This is a genomic window from Rhodococcus sp. NPDC060084, from assembly GCF_042730335.1.
In the GTDB taxonomy this organism is placed as follows: Bacteria; Actinomycetota; Actinomycetes; order Mycobacteriales; family Mycobacteriaceae; genus Rhodococcus.
In genome coordinates this window covers 66,409-84,064 of record NZ_JBHWWX010000002.1, presented here as the reverse complement: position 1 = coordinate 84,064, position 17,656 = coordinate 66,409, and the positions used below count along the sequence as shown (strand labels likewise).

Here is a 17,656-nt window from a genome sequence, read left to right as displayed (position 1 = left end):
TCGAGGCAGGCGTGCGCGTACTCGTCGGCCACTCCCTTGAAGACTGGCATCAGTGCGGACGGCCACTGCGCCGGACCGTGCAGCGGCGTTCCGGCAACGACCTCGGGATGATCGGGTCCACGGTCGTACGTGATGTCGAGTCCTTCTTTGGCGTCGGCGCCGAGCACGTCGTCGAGGGTTTCGGCCTTCGGCGGTACGTATCCGCTGTGGCACGGCGACTTCGCGATGGAGATCTCCATCTTCTCCTCGAACGGCAGGGCGAAGAAGCGGCGTGCCTGTTCCATCGTCGCGGCGCGCAGGTCGGAGTCGAGTCCGTGGCCGGTGACGACGAAGAACCCGAGGTCGGTGCAGGCGGCATCGAGCGCGTCGGCGACGCTGCGGGGATCACTCCCGTCGCGTAGGGGCCGCAGGTCGATGACGGGAAGTGTGTCCATGGGGTTCTCCTGGAGCGGTCGCGAGATGATCGCTATCAGTTAATTCTCGCGATACTGCGGTTTCGTCTCAGGCGGGTGAGGACCGTGTTACGGCCTGCACTCCCGGTGTCCCGACACACAGCACCACGCGCACGTCGTCCACTCCCCGGTGCTCCCACTGCATCTCGGTGCCGGCCGACGCGAACAGGCAGTCACCCACGTCGAGTACGAGCGGATCGCGCCCACGCACCTGCACTCCGAGACAACCGCTCACCAGTACGAGGACGAGATCGTCGGCGCGCCGAAACCAACCGCTGATGTCGTCGCCGGGTCCGATGACGTACTGGTACACCTCGGGGATCGTGCCGTTTCCCTGCGCCATCCACATGATCGGCGCACCGGGCGATCCGGTCACCGGCCGGGCACGTCGACGCTCCGCCCGCACCACCAGCACCTCCCCGTCCGGTGGAGCGTCGAGAAAATACGACGGAGAGCACTCCAGCGCGTCGGCGATCTTGTACAGCGACGCGAGCGACGGCACGTTGAGACCGCGCTCCACCTGACTCAGGAACGCCTGGCTGATCCCGGCGCGCGCCGCCAGCGTACGAGCACTGAGTCCTGCCTCCCTGCGGGCCACACGAACAGCACGTCCGACACGAGCGACCCGATCGTGTTCCTCAGGTGTCATATCTCTCCTCCCTCCCCGATTCCGCACCCCAAGAAACTGCTTTGCAGACCCCGAAACACAAACGTCACGGATCGGACATGGTCTCTCAACCCGGACCCTGGATCGTCTCGCCTTAACAAATAGCGAATTACTCGGAAGGTCACACCGAATGGTGACACCAGCTTCTCCATCCCGCATCACCACCGCACCGGCGGCCGAACAGCCCAGCCTCACCGACGGCGTGGTGATGGACGGCATCGCGCGGTCGTTCGGGGACAACATCGTCCTCCGCGACGTCTCGCTGCACATTCGGCCCGGTGAGGTCTACGCACTCCTCGGCGAGAACGGTGCCGGCAAGTCCACGCTGATGCGGATTCTCACCGGCCTGCTGCCTCCGGATGCGGGCACCATCACCGTCGACGACCTCACGCTCGACGCCGGAGGCAGCGACCGAATCGCTATGGTGCACCAGCATTTCATGCTGGTCCCGTCGATGACGGTTGCCGAGAACTTCCTCCTGGGGCGCTCGCGGGGAGTTGTCGGCCGAGGACGGCTGCGCCGCACGTGTGACGAGATCTCGGCGCTGGCAGCCGAAACCGGGCTTGCCTGCGACCCGTCGGCACGCGTCGACACTCTGTCGGTGGGCGAGCAACAGCGCGTCGAGATCCTGCGCGCCCTGCACCTCGGCGCCCGCTATCTCCTACTCGACGAACCGACCGCGAATCTCGCTCCCGCGGAGGTACATTCACTGCTGGCACAGATTCGCGATCTGGCGGTCGAGCGGGGTGTCGGAATCGTGCTCATCACGCATCACCTCGAAGAAGTGCTCGAAGCGGCAGACCGGGTGGGTGTGCTCCGCGGCGGACGGCTGGTCGCGGAGAAACCGGTCGCAGAGGTCACCACCGCCGAACTCGCCCGCGACATGGTCGGACGCGACGTCGGTCTCGGCATTCGCCGCGCCGCTGCGGAACCGTCCGGAGGACGCATGCTCGAACTCGTCGGGGTCTCGGTGCCCGGAAAGCTGGACGAGGTGACCCTGCGGGTCGGGGCCGGGCAACTCGTCGCGGTGGCCGGTGTCGAGGGCAACGGGCAGTCCTCGCTCGAGGACGTCCTCTCCGGCCTCGCTGCCGATGCGTCCGGTGCGGTGCGCATCGCCGACCGGGAGGTCGACATCTCGAGTCCGCGCTTTCTCCGCGATGCCGGGGTCGGCATCGTTCCCTCCGACCGCTACACCCGCGGCCTGGTGAAATCGCTCGGCATCGACACGAATCTCGCGGTCGACAGTTACACCACCCCTCCCCTCGCGCGGCGCGGGGGCCGACTGTCCCGCAGCGCCATCCGTGAACGCGCCGAACGCATCATCGCTGCCCTGTCGGTGAAGGCCTCGAGCCCCCGCACGCTCGCGGGCACGCTCTCCGGCGGCCACGCCCAGCGTGTGGTGCTCGGCCGGGTTCTCGACGGCGCTCCCGCCGTGCTGGTCGTGGCCCAGCCGACACGCGGTCTCGACGTCGGCGCAACGGAATTCGTGTGGGACACCCTCGTCGAACACCGGGCGCGTGGTGCCGCGATCCTGCTGATCTCCTCCGACCTCGACGAGATCTGCAGTCTCGCAGACCGTGTCGTCGTCCTGTATCGCGGCCGCATCGTCGCGGAATTCGACGAGGGCCCGTTCGACCGCGAGGCTCTCGGTTCCGCGATGGGCGGATTCCAGGAAGTGGCGGCATGAGCACCGGCATGCTGAGTCCGCCGGTGGCGGCACCGCCCCCGGACCCGGCGACACGCTCGCGACTGCGCAGCCTCCTGACCACGGTGGGGATCCCCTTCCTGGCAGTGGCCGTGGGACTCGCCGTCGGTGCGGTGCTCATCGTTCTCGCCGGCGGCAACCCCGGTGAGGCCTACGCCACGATGCTGAACGCCGCACTCGGCGGCGACACCCAACTTGGACGCTTGCTCACCGGCATGACACCGCTGGTGCTCATAGGCCTCGGCTACGCGATCGCCTACCGCACCGGGTTCATCACGATCGGCGCCCAGGGCCATTACGACGTGGGAGCCATCACCGCTGCCGCAGTGGTTCTCAGCCTTCCGCTCGGCACCTCCTGGGTTGCGATCCCCGTCGTCGCCGTGACCGCCGCCGTTGCCGGCGCCTGCGTCGGCGGTATCGCCGGCGTCCTGAAGGCGCGACTGGGCGTGAACGAGATCATCTCCTCGCTCATGCTCAACTACCTCGTCTTCTATGCTCTGGCCTGGACTGTCCGCAAACCTCTCGCCAACCCCAACGGCTTCACTCCCGAGTCCGAACGCATCCCGGACTGGGCGGCCCTGGCGACCATTCCGGGCACGCGGATCCACATCGGCGTGTTCGTCGCTGTCGCAGCGGTCCCGCTGGTCTGGTGGCTGATGCGCTCGACCCGGTTCGGATTCTCGTCTCAGATCGTCGGTGAGAGCCCCAGCGTGGCTGCGGCAAACGGCATCTCGGTTGCCCGGACCATCGTCACCTCGGCGCTGATCAGCGGTGCGCTCGGTGGTATCGCCGGAGCGATCATGTTGCTCGGCAGCGAGTTCCGCCTGTCGCTCGCCGTCTCCTCTGGCATCGGATTCACCGCGATCGTGGTGGCCCTGCTCGGACGGCGGAACCCGTTCGGCATCGTCCTTGCGGCGGCCCTGGTCTCGGGGCTGACCCTCGGTAGCCAGGCCGTGCAGCGCACCCAGGAGATCCCGGCCTCGATCGGCACCGTCGTGCAGGCCGTGATGATCCTGACGGTGCTGCTCGCCAATCGAATCGTGGAGCGTGCCCGATGAACTGGTCCGACGTCCTGGGCGCCGGAGCGCTCGTCCCCCTGCTCACGGCCGCGCTGCGCCTCGCGGTGCCCATCATCCTCGCTGCTGCGGGAGCCTGCCTGGCCGAACGTTCCGGCCTCATGAACCTGGGTATCGAAGGCCAGATGATGGTCGGTGCCATCACGGCATTCGTGACCGTCTACTACACCGGAAACCCTCTGTTCGGGGCCGTCACCGGCGCTGTCGCCGGCCTCCTGACCGCTGCGATCGTCGGCTACCTGACGATCACGATGGCAGTCGACCAGATCATCACTGGAATCTCGGTGGTCATCCTCGGGACCGGACTCGCGTCGTTCCTCTACCTCCAGGTCTTCGGGATGACCGGCACACCCCCGCGCATTCAGGGCAGCACGCCCGTCGACCTGCCCGTGCTCTCGGACATTCCCGCGATCGGCCAGATCGTCTTCTCCCAGTCGCCCCTCGTCTACGCGGCACTGCTGCTGGTGGTGGCGCTGTGGTGGGTGCTCTCGCGCACCGCGTTCGGACTGTCCGTGCGCGCGGCGGGAGAGAGTCCCGAGGCTGCCGATTCGGTCGGCGTCTCGGTTCCCCGCACCCGCTGGATCACCCTTCTGATCTCCGGCGCAACAGCGGGCATGGCCGGCGCTCTCGTGATCGACGGACTCGGCTTCTTCCAGGACGGCATCACCGGCGGCCGAGGCTGGATCGCCCTCGGTGTGGTGATCCTGGCCAGGTGGAACCCGCTCGGCGCCATCGCCGGCGGCTTCATGTTCGGCCTCGTCGATGCCTTCCAGTTGCGCGTGCAAGCAGCGTCCGGTGGTCAAGCGACCTCGGTGCCGTACGAACTCTTCCAGGCGATGCCGTACGCGGTAACCCTCGTCGCCGTTGTCGTGACCACCGTGGGTTTCGCCCGCAACAACGCACCCAAGGCACTCGGCGTTCCCTTCGTTCCTGCCAGATAACTACCCCCCCCCGAGACAGGCTCGTGTACACGAGTCTCCGTTCCCCTAGGAGAAACACGTGAAGAAACTGGGTACCGCTGTTGCGGTGATCGCCGCGGCCGGAGTCGCCGTTTCCGGATGCTCGTCGAGTTCGGAGTCCGGAGCATCGTCGTCGTCCGACGGCGTCGTCAAAGCCGCCATCATCACCTCAGGCCCGGTCAACGACCTCGGGTGGAACCAGGGCATGGTGGAAGGCGCCGAGAAACTCGAAGCCGAGGGACTCATCGATCTGACCGTGGTGCAGCAGGATTCGGGCGCCACCTCCGAACAGATCGCCCAGATCGTGACCGACCTCGCCGAGGACGGCCACGACCTCGTCGTGGGACACTCGTTCAACTACGGCGAGCCGATCAAGGGTGTCATCGCGGACTACCCAGACGTGTTGTTCGCCTACGCCGGCGGGTTCGGTGACATCACTGCCAACCTCGCCGACTACAGCCAACCGTTCTACGAGGGCTCCTTCCTGTCGGGCATTCTCGCCGGTGACCTGACGAAGTCCGGAATTCTGGCCGGCACAGCCGGTTTCGAGATCCCGGTGTGCAAGGCGCAGATCGAGTCGTTCGCCGACGGTGCCCGCCTGAGCTACAAGGGACCGGGCGAAATCCAGCTCCGGCCGTCCTACATCGGCGGATGGTCCGACGCTGCGGCCCAGACCCTCGAGGCTGTCAACGCGCTCGTCGACCAGGGCGCCGATCAGTTCACCACGTGCGGCGTGGACGCGGCCACGATCGAAGGTGCCAAGCAGCGCGGCGTGGGTGTCGCCGGTTACGCGATGGACCAGACGCCGCTCGCCCCCGAGAACGTCGTGTCCTCGATCGTGTGGAATCTCGACGAGGTCCTCCGCGCGATGGTGGCAGACGTCGAGTCGGGCAACATCGATCCCGCCAAGTACTACGACGTGGACTTCGCGGAGGGCGGCGTCGACGTCGCGGTGAACCCTGCGTTCGCCGACAAGATCTCCCCCGAGGCGATGGCGCTCTTCGAGGAGTACCGGGAGAAGATCAAGTCCGGCGAGTTCGAGGTCGAATACAAGGGCGGAGCGTAACCCGATGACGGTGACCCTCGAGGCAGTGCGGGCGCTGCCCAAGATCGAACTGCACCGCCACCTCGAGGGCACCGTCCGCCCCGACACGGTGCACGCACTCGCCGCAGCCAACGGCACGCCGCTGCCCGTGGACGACATGCGCACGCTCTACACGTACCGCGACCTGCGGCACTTCCTCGACGTGTACGACACGGTGTGCAGCACGATCGTCTCCCCCGCGGACTTCCACCGCGTCGCGTACGAATCGGTGCTCGACGCAGCCGCCACAGGCATCGTCTACACCGAGATGTTCTTCACTCCGCACGTGCATCTCTCCCGAGGTGTGCCCGCCGCGCACCTGTGGGACGGGATCACCGCGGGGCTGCGAGACGGAATCGCAGAGACCGGGATCGGCGTCCGAATGATCATGGACTGCACCAAGTTTCTCGGTCCCCACCTCGCGCTGCTGGAACTCGACCTTCTGACCTCACTGCCCGATCCCGACGGGTTCCTCGTCGGGATCGGGGGTGACGGCATCGAAGCCGGCGTCGACGACGCCGCGTTGGCCCCCGTGTTCGCGGAGGCCGGCCGACGCGGGCTTCGCCGGACCTACCACGCCGGCGAGTTCGGGGTACAGAGCGTCGCCGACGCGATCCGCGTGCTCGGCTGCGAACGGATCGACCACGGTCCACTCGTCGTCGAGGATCCTGCGCTGGCCGCAGAAGCAGCCGATCGCGGGATCGTGTTCACGCTGTGCCCCAGTTCGGACGTCCTGATATCCCAGGTCTACCCGTCGGTGCGTGACCACTCCCTCCCGCGCATGCTCGAGGCCGGGCTGCACGTCACCGTCAACAGCGACGACCCCGCGATGCTGGGCCGCGATATCAGCGACGAGTACGTCACGGTCGTCGAAGAAGGACTGGTGACGCCGGAACAGTTGTGCGACATCGCGATCGGCTCCGTCGACGCCTGCTGGCTACCGGACGACGACAAGGCCGCGCTCCGCGCACGACTCGGTGCCGCCTGGGGCACCGCGTTCTAGCCGACCCCGTCGGGGCGTGGCCGTGCGCCGTTCAGGAACAACTCCGTGATCCGGCGTGCAACGGCAGCTCCGCCGGACTCCGTCGCGCGTGCGAGGTGAAGGAAGGCGTTCATCAAGAACTCGGGTTCCCCGGTGAGTTCGTTCCTGTCGACGGCGTCGGCAAACAGGGCGACCACCGGGTCGAGGACTTTGCGGACATAGAGTCCGGAAATCTCCTCGCGGGTCGTCTCGCCCACCTGGTCGAGGGCGTCGTAGATCCGTTGCTCGAACGTGATCGTGGACCGGTGGTGCTCGGAGGAGACAACGGCGAGCGCGGTCAGACGATCGTCCAACGGTCCGTCGCTTCCGAGCGCCTCCAGGATGTGCACGTGGAGACCTTCGATGAACTCTTGCGCCACTGCCCGGTAGAGGTCTTCCTTCCCACCGGGAAAGTGGTGGTAGATCGAGGGTTTGCGGATCCCGACGTCGTCGGCCACCCCCACGAGCGAGATGCCGGAGTAACCGGTCGCGGCGAGTTGGTCGGCGAACGCCCTCATGATCTGCGTCCGGGTATCGGTTCCGTCGATCATCGGTTCCTCCGGGCATGGTTCGACGACAGGACACAGGCAAGTGCACCCGCTACCAGGAGCGTAACGAGCACGGCGGTCGCGAGGGGCGCCGCCTCGAGGGCGGCTCCGCTTTCCAGATGGCGCGCGGTCTCCACGAGGTAGGTGATCGGGTTGATGGTGGCGACCGCACGCATCCACCCGGAAAGCTGTTCGACGGGAGCGAAGAATCCCGTGAAGAACGACATGCCGAACACTACGAGGGTGACCAGGTTGATGCTCGATGTCGAGGCTCCGCGCACGGCGAGTGCCACCGTGAACAATGCCACCGCGAGGCCGAGAACGAGCATGAGACCGAGCATGGCAACCACTCCCGGCAGCGCCCCCGGGCGGTAACCGACCAGTACGGCGCCTGCGACGGTCACGACCTGCTGGAATGCGACAACGATGAGGGTCGCGACGAGTGTCCCCGCGAGAAAAGGCGCGGACGTTCCGTGCGCCATGCGGAGCCGGTCGAGATATCCGCTCGACACGTCCTGATGGACCAGGGTGCCCGCCGCTCCGGCACCGGTCGCGACTCCGGTGACGAGAATCAGTGGCAGGAGAAAGGCGATGAAGCTACCGCCGGGCAGATAGGTCTCTCCGACGGTGCTCAACTGACCGGTGTAGACGAGCAGGAAGAACAGCGATTGTGCAAGGGGGCTGACCAACAACGCCGGGGAACGCAGCAGCGTCCGGAGCGAGCGGATCGTCGCTGCCGTGACGACCGTGATCGGGATGGCGGCCGGGGTGTGAACGGGAGATGTTGCAGTGGAGATCATTCGTGTCCTTCGAGCAGAGAAGCCGACGTGTCAGCGAGATGCGAGTGCAACGAACACATCGTCGAGAGATGGTTCCGACAGCCTGATTTCACGTACCGCTCCCGCCATGGCACCGATGTCTTCCAGGGCGGTCTCGAGCACGTTCGAATCCTCCGGCAAAGCGAGGCGAACGAGGTCTTCCGCTCGAGGCTCCGCCTGAAATGCCGTACGAGACTTAGTGATCAGGTGCTGCGCGGCGGCCCGGTTCGCCAATCCGAGAGTGAGAGTGCGCTCACCGACCCGTCGTTTGAGAGTGTCGGGCGTGTCGTGCGCGACGACACGGCCCTCCCGGAGCACCACGATGTCCGTGGCGAGGACCTCCGCTTCGTGCAGGTCCTGCGTCGAGATCAGAAGAGTGCGGTTCGGGTCGCTGTCGTTCAGTCGCGTCAACTCGTTCCAGAAATCCAGACGGGCGAGTGGGTCCAGTCCGGTTGTCGGTTCGTCGAGAACGATGACGGGCGGTTCGCCTATCAGCGCGACCGCCAGATCGACCTTGCGCCGGGTGCCGCCCGACAGCTGCGCGATTCGTTTGCGGCTGTGTTCTCCGAGGCCGAACAGTTCGACGAGTTCGCGCGCGCGTTCGCGTGCGCCTCGCCGGCCCATTCCGAGCGCGAAGCCCTGGAACTCGAAGATCTCCGTCGGGGTGGCAAGGGGATCGAGCGCATTCGACTGGGGTGTGAGTCCGATCGAACGTCGTGCGTCCCGCAGGTGTTCGCGGGAGTCGTGGCCTTCGATGCGAACACTTCCCGAGGTCGGGGTACGGATAGTCGCGATGATCTCCAGCAGGGTGGACTTTCCTGCGCCGTTGGGGCCGAGGACGATCGTGCGACTACCGCGGGCAACATCGACCGACACGTCGTCGAGGACGACGCGGTCACCGTAGGACTTGGTCAGGGCGTGGATTTCGATCGCGGGTGAAGTAGGCACGAAACCAGGCTACCTACCGGAAGGTAGGGCAGCAAACAAGCGGCCCCTGCAACCGAAACCGGGCAGTGCCGTCCTACCGCGACCCCACTGACACGGTTGCTGCAGGTAGCACGGCCGAACACCACTCCACGAGTGCCCGCGCAAGCTCGGTGCGCGCGGACAACTGGGGGGCATGGTCGGTGTCCAGGCTCACGACCGTCGCTCCCGGAACGAGCCGCTGCATCTCCCTCTGCGCGGCGAGTGGGACCGAACGGTCGCGTAGCGCCTCGATGTACAGCCTCGGCAGCGATCCGAATCGATCCGCCGTCCAGATGGGCGCCATGAGCCGCGCAGCCTCGAGTTGCGGACGCAGTCTGCGCGCCGCCTCCATCGCATCGACGGCGTCGGCCTCGTGAAAGAAGACTGCGGCAGCGGCTTCGGGCGGCACCACGGTTCCGCGACCGTCGGCCGTGACCTGCAACCACTTCGAAATCCCCACCGGCGGTTCGAGTCCCAGACCGTCGCACAACTGCCCGAAGTCGACGCCGGACGGCAGCATCATTCCCGCCACGTACGCGACTCCGGCGACACGGTCGGGCATCATCTCCGCGACCTGTGTCGCAACGATGCCACCACCGGAGTGCCCGACGACGAACACGGTGCCTTCGAGTCCGGCCACGTACTCGGCGACGTGTCCGGCAACGTCGTCGAGCGTGACATCGCGGTCGGCCCACCGGCCCACCCCGGGCAGCGACAACGCGTGCGGTGTATGCCCTGCCGCGGTCAGTGGTTCCGTCACCGTGTCCCAGACCCAGCTACCCGCCCACGCCCCGTGAACGAGGACGACATGGCTCACGATCGGTTCTCCCCCGCTGCGGCGAGCACCCGCGCCGCTTCCCGCTCTGCCGCGGTGTTCTTCGTGCCGTGCCGGGAGCCGGCAAGCTTCGCCTTGATGTGGTCCCGCACGACGACGGGTTCGTACGGATCGGGACCCGCATACTCCGGCAAGGTGGAGACGACCGCGTCGACGTTGCCGTCGTGGAAGTAGGCCACCGAACGACGACGCTGAATGCGACCGTCCACGACGGGAGGCTTGACCCGATGCAACGTGGACATCCAGTGATCGTCGGTGATGCGGGCGGTGAGGTCGCCGAGATTGACGAGCAGCGCTCCCGGCGACGGGGACACGTCGTGCCAGATGCCGTCGCTGCCCAGCACCTGCAAACCCGCAACCCGATCGGCCCACAGCACGGTGACGATCCCGAAGTCGGTGTGCTCCCCCATGCCCGTGAGGTCGCCGTCGAGGTTCACGGTGCCTTCGGGCAGGGCGTAGTTGTTCATCCGCAGCACGTCGATCGAGTGATCGGTCAGGTCGGCGAAGAAGTCCGGTGATTGGCCGAGCGCGTCGGCGAAGATGCGCGTGAGGGTGCGGGCGACCCGGCCGGCCTCGGCGTAGTACGCCTGCACCCGGTCTTCGAAGCCGGGCACGTCGGGCCAGAGGTTGTGTCCGTAGTCGTCTTCGGACAGATCCAGATCCGGGAAGGACCGGGCCTCGGTTCCCACGTTGTAGGCCTCGAAGAAGTCGTTCATGCGACTCGCGGACTCGACACCGAGACTCAGGCTGAGGGATTCGCTCTTCGGCGGACTGTAGCCGCGGTTCGCGCCCACGACGCGATACTCCCGCTTCACCTCCATCGGCAGGCCGAAGAAGCCGTCGACGGCGGAGGTGAGTCCGGCGATGACCGCATCCGGAATGCCGTGCCCGAGGATCTGGATGAAACCGACCCGCGAGCATGCGTCGTCGACGGCTCGGGCCACCGCGGCACGTTCGTCTGCGCTGCCGCCGCGTACATACGGGCCGATGTCGACGGCGGGAACTTCGAACGGTTCAGAGGCTTGCGGGCTCACGTACAACTCCTACGGGGGATGGAAGGTCGACCGAGGTATCGGGGCCCGGAGTGCCGGGCCGGGACGAGGCGCGCGCCATGGTCCCGAGCCGAGTGTGGTTGAAGAGAAGGTTCAGCGAGAAAGCGGTGATGGCGGCCAACGTGATTCCGCTGCCGAGAAGGATCTGCGCCGACGACGGGAACTTGGCGAACAGTCCTTCGGAGAGTTCGGGCAGCAGACCCACACCGACTGCGACGGCCGCGATGGTGGAGTTGATGCGGTCCGACAGGTCCACCGACCGCAACGTGTTGATGCCGACGAGCGCGACCGTCGCGAACAGGATCAGGCCCACACCGCCGACCACGGGCTTCGGCAGTCCCGCGACCACGGCACTCACCTTCGGGAGTGCTCCGAGCACCACCAGGATCGCTCCGGACGTCGCGGTGACGTAGCGACTGTAGACCCGCGTGGTGGCAACGGCCCCGACGTTCTGGGTGAAGACGGTATCGACGAACGCGTTGAAGATGCCACCGAGTACGGCCGACGCACCGTCGCCGGCGAGGCCGCGTGCGATGTCCCCCTTCGACACTCGTTTGCCGGTGATCTCGCTGACGGCGAGCATGCTCGCGGTGGACTCGGCGAACACGACCGCCATGACGATGCTCATCGCGACGACTGCGGTGATCGGGAACTCGGGCGCTCCGAAGTGGAACGGCGACGGCAGACCCACCCACGACGAACCGGCGACACCGCTGAGGTCGATCATGCCCAGCGGGACGGCGGCCGCAGTACCGACGACGAGTGCGATCAGCACACCGAGTTGCGCCCAGATGCCCCGCCCGAGGCAGAGGAATCCGATGGCAACAGCTATGACCAGGACGGCGAGCAGGATGCCGGCGGGTGAGCCGTAGGACGGAGCAGAGGGATCGCTGCCGACGATCAGCCCACCGGCGACACCGATCAGTGAGATCCCGACGACAGTGAGCACGGCACCGGTCACGAGAGGCGGGAAGAACCGGATGATCGTGGCGAACGGCCAGGCCAGTGCGAGACCGATGATGCCGCCGACCAGCATGGAACCGTAGACCGCCTGAAGCCCGTATTCCTCGGCGATCAGGATCATCGGAGTGAGACCCGCAAAGGTGGCGCCACAGACGATCGGAAGCCGCACGCCGGCGAGTTTCCCCACCCCGAGGCTCTGCACGATGGTGATGAGACCGGCGATGAGTAGATCAGCGCTGATGAGCATCGCGATGGTGTCGCTGTCGAGTCCGACCGCCGCGCCGAACACGAGCGGGACGGTGATGCAACCGGTGTACATGATGAGGACGTGCTGGATACCGAAGGCAAGTTGCCGGAAGAACGGAAGTCTCGTGTCTACGGGGTGCGGTGAGGTCATCTGCTCGCTCCCAATTCGTATGCGGGGCTGTATACGCTGCCGGATACATCCTGGGGCCCGAAGTTTTCCGGCTCGAGTCCTCATGTTTCGCGTAGGTAAGGACAATCTCACCGCGGAAATACCGGCCCGACGCTCGGGCACGACGAACAGTGTCCGGCCGCGGAGAGTGTTCATCGACAGCTGAACCCGGAACGCACGGGCGGTCGTGGGAGCAGAATGACGCCATGGATCCGAAGCAGGACTCGGTCGTCGATCTGGCCGCCGCCCGCGCCACGCGCACGTCCCGGCGGCCCGAGCCGCGCGCCAAGGCGCCGCAACCTGCACTGCTCCGGCAGATCTACGGCGAGATCCTGCGTGACGAGCGCCGCGACCAGGATCGCAGCCTCGACGATGTCGCCCGTGCCGTCGGAATGTCGAAGCAGTACCTGTCGGAGGTCGAGCGCGGCCGCAAAGAAGCGTCATCGGAGATCCTTCGGTCGGTGTGTGACGCGCTGGAACTGCCGATAGAGCAGTTGCTCGGCCGTGGGATCCGCCGGATGACCGCACACCGCACGCTCCGGGCGCCCCGGAGCGGCGGCATCGAACTGTGCGCGGCGTGAGCTAGAACCCGTCCCGCTCGAGCAGGACGTGATCGGCCAGCCCGTACGACACGGCCTCCTCGGGCGAGAAGATGCGGTCGCGGTCGGTGTCTCGGCGCAGTTGCTCCACGTCGCGTCCGGTATGCGCGGCGAGAATGTTCTCGGTCTGCGCCCGCACGCGCATCACTTCTGCGGCTTGCAGCGCGAGATCGGAGATGGTGCCCTGCCCTTGCGCCGACGGTTGGTGCAGCAGCACCCGGGAGTGGGCGAGCACGTGCCGTCGTCCCGGTGCGCCGGCCGCGAGAAGCACCGCCGCCGCCGAAGCCGCCTGGCCCATGCAGTACGTGGCGACGCGTGCCCGCACGAACTTCATGGTGTCGTAGATCGCGAGCATCGCGGTCGACGATCCGCCCGGAGAATTGATGTAGAGGCCGATCTCGAGATCGGGGGTCTCGGCTTCGAGATGCAGCAGCTGTGCCATCACGACGTTCGCGACGCCGTCGTCGATTTCGGTTCCCAGAAAAACGATTCGCTCGTTGAGGAGCCGGCTGAAGACATCGAACGAGCGTTCCCCCGCCGGCGTGCGTTCGATGACGCTGGGGATCGTGTAGGTGCTCATGACAGTCCGATCGGTCGGCCCGCGCCGAACGGCGCGAGTTCGGCGAACGACGCGGCGACGGCGTCGATGATCCCGTACTCACGTGCCTGATCCGGGGTGAACCAGCGGTCCCGGTCGCTGTCCCGCTCGATCTCCTCCACGGATCGGCCGGTGGCCTCGGCGAGAATCTGCTGCGACTGGCGCTTCATGTATTCGAGGTTCTCGGCCTGGATCTCGATATCGACGGCAGTGCCCGCAAATCCGGCCGACGGCTGGTGCATCATGATGCGGCTGTGCGCCAACGCACTCCGTTTGCCCTTGGTTCCGGCAGCCAGCAGGACCTGGCCCATGCTGGCGGCGAAGCCCACGGCGACGGTTGCCACGTCGTTGGGCACGAGCATCATCGTGTCGTAGATCGCCAGCCCGGCGTGCACGGACCCGCCGGGTGAGTTGATGTGCAGGACGATGTCCCGGCGGTCGTCGGCGGAGGCGAGGAGGACCAGCTCCGAGCAGACACGCTCGGTCGTCTCGTCGTTCACTTCGCCGGTGATCTGCACGATGCGCTGACGGAGGAGCCTGTCGGCGAGCTGGTCGCGGTAGTTGGTCGGTGGGGGCGGTGGAATGGTCATGGATCCACCTTCGCCGGATCGGGCACCGCGGCAGCGCCTTTGTCCGCTCACGGCAGACGAGCACCGGGGCAACCCTATTCGAGAACGGTTCCGGCCTTTTCGGGAAGTGTGATCGCCGCACATGCCGCCACGACGAACGACGCCGCGAACACACCGAACACCAATGCGTTGCCGCCGGAATCGAGCAACAGGGGCACGAGCAGCGGCGCGACGATCGATGCGAGTCGCCCGAATGCGGCCGCCGAACCCGTGCCCGAGCCGCGGACCGATGTCGGATACAGCTCCGGGCCGATCGCATACAGTGCGCCCCACGCACCGAGGTTGAAGAATGACAGCGCCATCCCTGCCGCGATGACGGTCCCCGGCGTCTCGGCGAGACCGAACAGTGCCGCCGCCACTGCGGAACCGGCGAGGAAGGTCGCGAGGGTTGCGCGCCGTCCCCACACCTCGATCAGCCATGCGGCCACGGCGTAGCCGGGCAACTGCGCCAGCGTGATGATCAGTGTGTAGCCGAACGAGGTCACGAGGTCGAACCCTTGGGCGACCAGCAGGCTCGGCAACCAGATGAACGCACCGTAGTACGACAGATTGATGCCGAACCAGACGATCCACAGCGCGCCGGTGCGCGCGCGGAGGTTCGGAGCCCAGATCGAGACCCGGCCGGTATCCGTCGGTGCGGTGGGTTCGCCGGAGTCCGGCGGGGGCGAGACTCCGGGATCCCGGGCGGTGGTGGCGCGGCCGGCCGACTCTTCGTAGTCACGGACGATCGCTTCGGCTTCGTCGTATCGGCCCTTGCTCTCGAGAAACCGCACCGATTCGGGCATCCCGAACCGGACGACGAGCGCATACGCTGCGGGCACGAGGCCGACAGCGAGCGCCCACCTCCACCCGTCGTCGTTCAGCGGCACGACGAAGTACCCGATCAGCGCCGCGAGAAGCCAGCCCACGGCCCAGAACGCTTCGAGCGCGACGACCACCCGGCCGCGGATCTTGCGGGGCGCGAATTCGCTGACGAGTGTGGAGGCGACCGGAAGTTCGGCGCCCAGCCCCAGCCCCACGATGAATCGCAGGGCGATGAGCATCGCTACCGAGGTCGACAGCGCGGCCGCGCCGGTCGCGAGCCCGTACACCAGCAGAGTCGTCGCGAACACCTGACGACGGCCGATCCGGTCGGCGAGCAGACCACCCACCGACGCACCGATGGCCATCCCGGCGAAGCCGATGGACCCGATCCAGGACAACTGCGTCGACGACAGATCCCACTGCACCGCGAGCGCGGCCATGACGAACGAGATCAGGCCGACGTCCATCGCGTCGAGCGCCCAGCCGGTGCCGGAACCGGCGAGGAGACGGCCGTGCCTGCCGGTGAACGGCAAATCATCCAGGCGCTGCGTGCGTGTGGGCATAACCGCGAAAATTACACGGCACCGCGCCGGGCAGGCGCGGTCGGGCACCTATGGGGTCTCATCCCCGCGCTGCGGCCTCGAGCGTCGGCACGTCGATCTTCCGCATCGTCAGCAACGCGTCGGTCACGCGTTGGGCCGCGGCCCGGTCGGAGGAGCCGAGCAGTTCGTCGAGCCGCTGCGGCACGACCTGCCAGGACAATCCGTACTTGTCCGAGAGCCAGCCACACTGCGACTCTTTTCCGCCGTCGGCGGTCAGGGCGGTCCAATAGTGGTCCACTTCGTCTTGGGAAGCACAGTCGATCTGGAAGGACACCCCCTCGTTGAAGGGGAACTGTGGGCCGCCGTTGAGCCCGTAGAACACCTGGCCGTCGAGGACGAACTCCACGGACATCACCGTGCCCTCGGGCACCGGAGCCCCTTCCCCGTAGTACGTGATCTCTCCGACCCGCGAGTTGGGGAACACCGTCGTATAGAACTGTGCGGCGTCCTCGGCATTCATGTCGAACCACAACCACGGCGTGATCTTGGGCATGGTGTTTCCTTCCCGGACGGTCTGTCTTCGGTGTCGACGGTGGTCCGCTGTGGCCACCATTCATGGAGTACGACCCGGAACGGCGACGGAAATCATCACCGGAGTCACAACAATGTTTCTTTCGTGATCATCAGGATGTGGATTCATGCATCCGGTGGGGTATGCCTGCTGCGTGCAGTTGCCCAAGAGTGCCTCCGAATCAGCCGGCTTCGCAGTGTGTACGCAGGGGAAACCCGGTGTGCCGGCAGCCGGACCGCTGTCCGCCGCCCGAGTGGGTCTCCGATGCTGACGGACAGCAACGGCACTGCATCCTTCGCGTCCGGGGGGATCTTCTTCCGGGGTGTCCGCGCCGATCCCGCCTACATCTCGGATCTCCGTCGTGCCGTGCGGCAATGGCTCGAGCAGCTCGATGTCGACGACGACCGCAAGCACGATGTCGTGCTGGCAAGCTACGAAGCCTTGGCCAACGCGGTGGAACACGCATACGACCCCGGTGACGCGTCCGCTTCCCTCGACTTCGAGGCGACATATCTGCCCCTCGATCATGTTCTCGAGGTCCGGGTTGCAGACCACGGTTGCTGGCACGACGCCGACGGGTCCCCCAGCTCGCGAGGCCACGGTCTTGCCTTGATACGCGGTCTTGCGACCGACGTGGTCATCACCCCGAGCCCGCAGGGCACGCACGTCACCATCCACTGGTCGCTGTAGCGCGGGTCTTCGTCACCGCGACGTCCGGTCGGCCTCGGTGGAAGTGTTTGCGCCCAGTCGAGCTCGGGTATATCGGCCGGTACTGCGCCACTGCCGACCCACCGGCGGGCCCGATCCTACGAGGTGTCCATGTCCACCGATGCGCTCGTCATCCTGAAGAACGACCACAAGGAGATCCGGAAGTTGTTCCGCGATTTCCGTAGCGCCGGCGACAACGCGGTCAAGACCAAATCCGCGATCGTCGACAAGATCATCACAGCGTTGACGGTCCACACCTACATCGAGAACGAGGTGCTGTATCCGCGGGTTCGTGACCTCGTCCCCGACCTCGGGGACGACGTCCTCGAGTCGTACGAAGAACACCACGTCGCCGATGTGCTCATCTCCGAACTCGCTGCGATGTCGCCCGACGACGAACGTTTCGATGCCAAGACCACCGTGCTGATCGAGAACGTCGAGCACCACATCGAGGAAGAAGAGGACGAGTGGTTCCCGCAGGTACGCGAGAGCCTCGGCCGTAAGACGTTGCAGGAGATCGGGGCGGAACTTCTCGAATGCAAGGAGAAGGCGCCCATATCACCCGCGCAGCCGTCGGCACTGAAGAAAGCCGTGGACGCGGTCGCCTCCTAGCGCAGTCGTCTCCTGGCACGCGGCGCGCGGAC

The 17,656-nt window shown here is 66.4% G+C and carries 19 protein-coding genes and 1 pseudogene; 8 read left to right on the top strand and 12 right to left on the bottom strand.

Translation table 11 applies throughout. The features are described 5' to 3' along the window. Positions 1-116 precede the first annotated feature (116 nt). Both ACFWBU_RS01870 and ACFWBU_RS01865 read right to left on the bottom strand, forming a co-directional pair. Positions 117-434: pseudogene (locus tag ACFWBU_RS01870) on the bottom strand (2-oxoglutarate and iron-dependent oxygenase domain-containing protein); the annotation flags it as partial. Positions 435-501: 67 nt separating this feature from the next. Next, entirely contained in the window at positions 502-1,101 is a 600-nt protein-coding gene (locus ACFWBU_RS01865; RefSeq protein ID WP_378527296.1) for a helix-turn-helix domain-containing protein, read from the bottom strand. A gap of 148 nt (positions 1,102-1,249) precedes the next feature. Here ACFWBU_RS01865 and ACFWBU_RS01860 point away from each other — a divergent pair, with 148 nt between their 5' ends. Genes ACFWBU_RS01860 through add form a run of 5 tightly spaced genes read left to right on the top strand, consistent with a single transcriptional unit; the run spans position 1,250 to position 6,946 of the window. Next, positions 1,250-2,806, top strand: coding sequence for an ABC transporter ATP-binding protein (locus ACFWBU_RS01860; RefSeq protein ID WP_378527295.1), 1,557 nt, complete (start codon positions 1,250-1,252; stop codon positions 2,804-2,806). Further along, positions 2,803-3,882: an ABC transporter permease gene (locus ACFWBU_RS01855; protein WP_296551741.1), complete on the top strand. Its 1,080-nt coding sequence runs from the start codon at positions 2,803-2,805 to the stop codon at positions 3,880-3,882. The genes ACFWBU_RS01860 and ACFWBU_RS01855 overlap by 4 nt, the downstream gene beginning before the upstream one ends. Continuing rightward, positions 3,879-4,841: an ABC transporter permease gene (locus ACFWBU_RS01850; RefSeq protein WP_169621593.1), complete on the top strand. Its 963-nt coding sequence runs from the start codon at positions 3,879-3,881 to the stop codon at positions 4,839-4,841. The genes ACFWBU_RS01855 and ACFWBU_RS01850 overlap by 4 nt, the downstream gene beginning before the upstream one ends. 58 nt (positions 4,842-4,899) lie before the next feature. Further along, positions 4,900-5,925 (top strand): BMP family protein, encoded by a 1,026-nt coding sequence (locus ACFWBU_RS01845; RefSeq protein ID WP_296551742.1) that lies wholly within the window; start codon positions 4,900-4,902, stop codon positions 5,923-5,925. 4 nt (positions 5,926-5,929) lie between these two features. Next, positions 5,930-6,946, top strand: a complete 1,017-nt coding sequence (gene add, locus ACFWBU_RS01840) for an adenosine deaminase (protein WP_378527293.1) — start codon at positions 5,930-5,932, stop codon at positions 6,944-6,946. Here the strand turns inward: add and ACFWBU_RS01835 are convergent. From ACFWBU_RS01835 to ACFWBU_RS01810, 6 genes are all read right to left on the bottom strand, one after another. After that, positions 6,943-7,515, bottom strand: a complete 573-nt coding sequence (locus ACFWBU_RS01835; RefSeq protein ID WP_169652583.1) for a TetR/AcrR family transcriptional regulator — start codon at positions 7,513-7,515, stop codon at positions 6,943-6,945. The genes add and ACFWBU_RS01835 overlap by 4 nt on opposite strands. Next, on the bottom strand, positions 7,512-8,312 hold the full coding sequence (locus tag ACFWBU_RS01830) for an ABC transporter permease (protein ID WP_169621590.1): 801 nt from the start codon (positions 8,310-8,312) through the stop codon (positions 7,512-7,514). The genes ACFWBU_RS01835 and ACFWBU_RS01830 overlap by 4 nt, the downstream gene beginning before the upstream one ends. A 30-nt stretch (positions 8,313-8,342) precedes the next feature. After that, positions 8,343-9,278: an ABC transporter ATP-binding protein gene (locus ACFWBU_RS01825; protein ID WP_169621589.1), complete on the bottom strand. Its 936-nt coding sequence runs from the start codon at positions 9,276-9,278 to the stop codon at positions 8,343-8,345. Positions 9,279-9,351: 73 nt separating this feature from the next. Then, a complete protein-coding gene (locus ACFWBU_RS01820; protein WP_169621588.1) occupies positions 9,352-10,113 on the bottom strand; it encodes an alpha/beta fold hydrolase in 762 nt (253 codons plus the stop codon). Next, positions 10,110-11,165, bottom strand: a complete 1,056-nt coding sequence (locus tag ACFWBU_RS01815) for an isopenicillin N synthase family dioxygenase (protein WP_378527291.1) — start codon at positions 11,163-11,165, stop codon at positions 10,110-10,112. Before ACFWBU_RS01815 ends, ACFWBU_RS01820 begins: the two co-directional genes overlap by 4 nt. Further along, positions 11,146-12,543 carry a uracil-xanthine permease family protein gene (locus ACFWBU_RS01810; RefSeq protein ID WP_378527289.1) on the bottom strand — a complete coding sequence of 466 codons (1,398 nt, stop codon included), beginning with the start codon at positions 12,541-12,543 and terminating at the stop codon, positions 11,146-11,148. The genes ACFWBU_RS01815 and ACFWBU_RS01810 overlap by 20 nt, the downstream gene beginning before the upstream one ends. A gap of 224 nt (positions 12,544-12,767) precedes the next feature. On the opposite strand from ACFWBU_RS01810, the gene ACFWBU_RS01805 reads away from it, so the two are divergent. Next, positions 12,768-13,142 (top strand): helix-turn-helix domain-containing protein, encoded by a 375-nt coding sequence (locus ACFWBU_RS01805; protein ID WP_169652475.1) that lies wholly within the window; start codon positions 12,768-12,770, stop codon positions 13,140-13,142. Between the two features lies 1 nt (position 13,143). On the opposite strand, the gene ACFWBU_RS01800 is transcribed toward ACFWBU_RS01805, so the two are convergent. The 4 genes from ACFWBU_RS01800 to ACFWBU_RS01785 form a co-directional block, all read right to left on the bottom strand. Next, complete coding sequence (locus tag ACFWBU_RS01800; protein ID WP_296549483.1) at positions 13,144-13,740, bottom strand: ATP-dependent Clp protease proteolytic subunit; 597 nt, start codon at positions 13,738-13,740, stop codon at positions 13,144-13,146. Further along, the gene (locus tag ACFWBU_RS01795) at positions 13,737-14,348 is read right to left on the bottom strand and encodes a ClpP family protease (protein WP_169621583.1); all 612 of its coding nucleotides are present in this window, start codon (positions 14,346-14,348) and stop codon (positions 13,737-13,739) included. Before ACFWBU_RS01795 ends, ACFWBU_RS01800 begins: the two co-directional genes overlap by 4 nt. Before the next feature lie 74 nt (positions 14,349-14,422). Further along, positions 14,423-15,754, bottom strand: coding sequence for an MFS transporter (locus tag ACFWBU_RS01790; protein ID WP_378527288.1), 1,332 nt, complete (start codon positions 15,752-15,754; stop codon positions 14,423-14,425). A gap of 58 nt (positions 15,755-15,812) precedes the next feature. After that, on the bottom strand, positions 15,813-16,286 hold the full coding sequence (locus ACFWBU_RS01785; protein WP_169621581.1) for a VOC family protein: 474 nt from the start codon (positions 16,284-16,286) through the stop codon (positions 15,813-15,815). A 282-nt stretch (positions 16,287-16,568) separates the two neighbouring features. Between ACFWBU_RS01785 and ACFWBU_RS01780 the strand changes: the two genes are divergently transcribed. Both ACFWBU_RS01780 and ACFWBU_RS01775 read left to right on the top strand, forming a co-directional pair. After that, complete coding sequence (locus ACFWBU_RS01780; RefSeq protein ID WP_169621580.1) at positions 16,569-16,994, top strand: ATP-binding protein; 426 nt, start codon at positions 16,569-16,571, stop codon at positions 16,992-16,994. A gap of 129 nt (positions 16,995-17,123) precedes the next feature. Next, a complete protein-coding gene (locus ACFWBU_RS01775) occupies positions 17,124-17,624 on the top strand; it encodes a hemerythrin domain-containing protein (RefSeq protein ID WP_378527287.1) in 501 nt (166 codons plus the stop codon). Positions 17,625-17,656 lie beyond the last annotated feature (32 nt).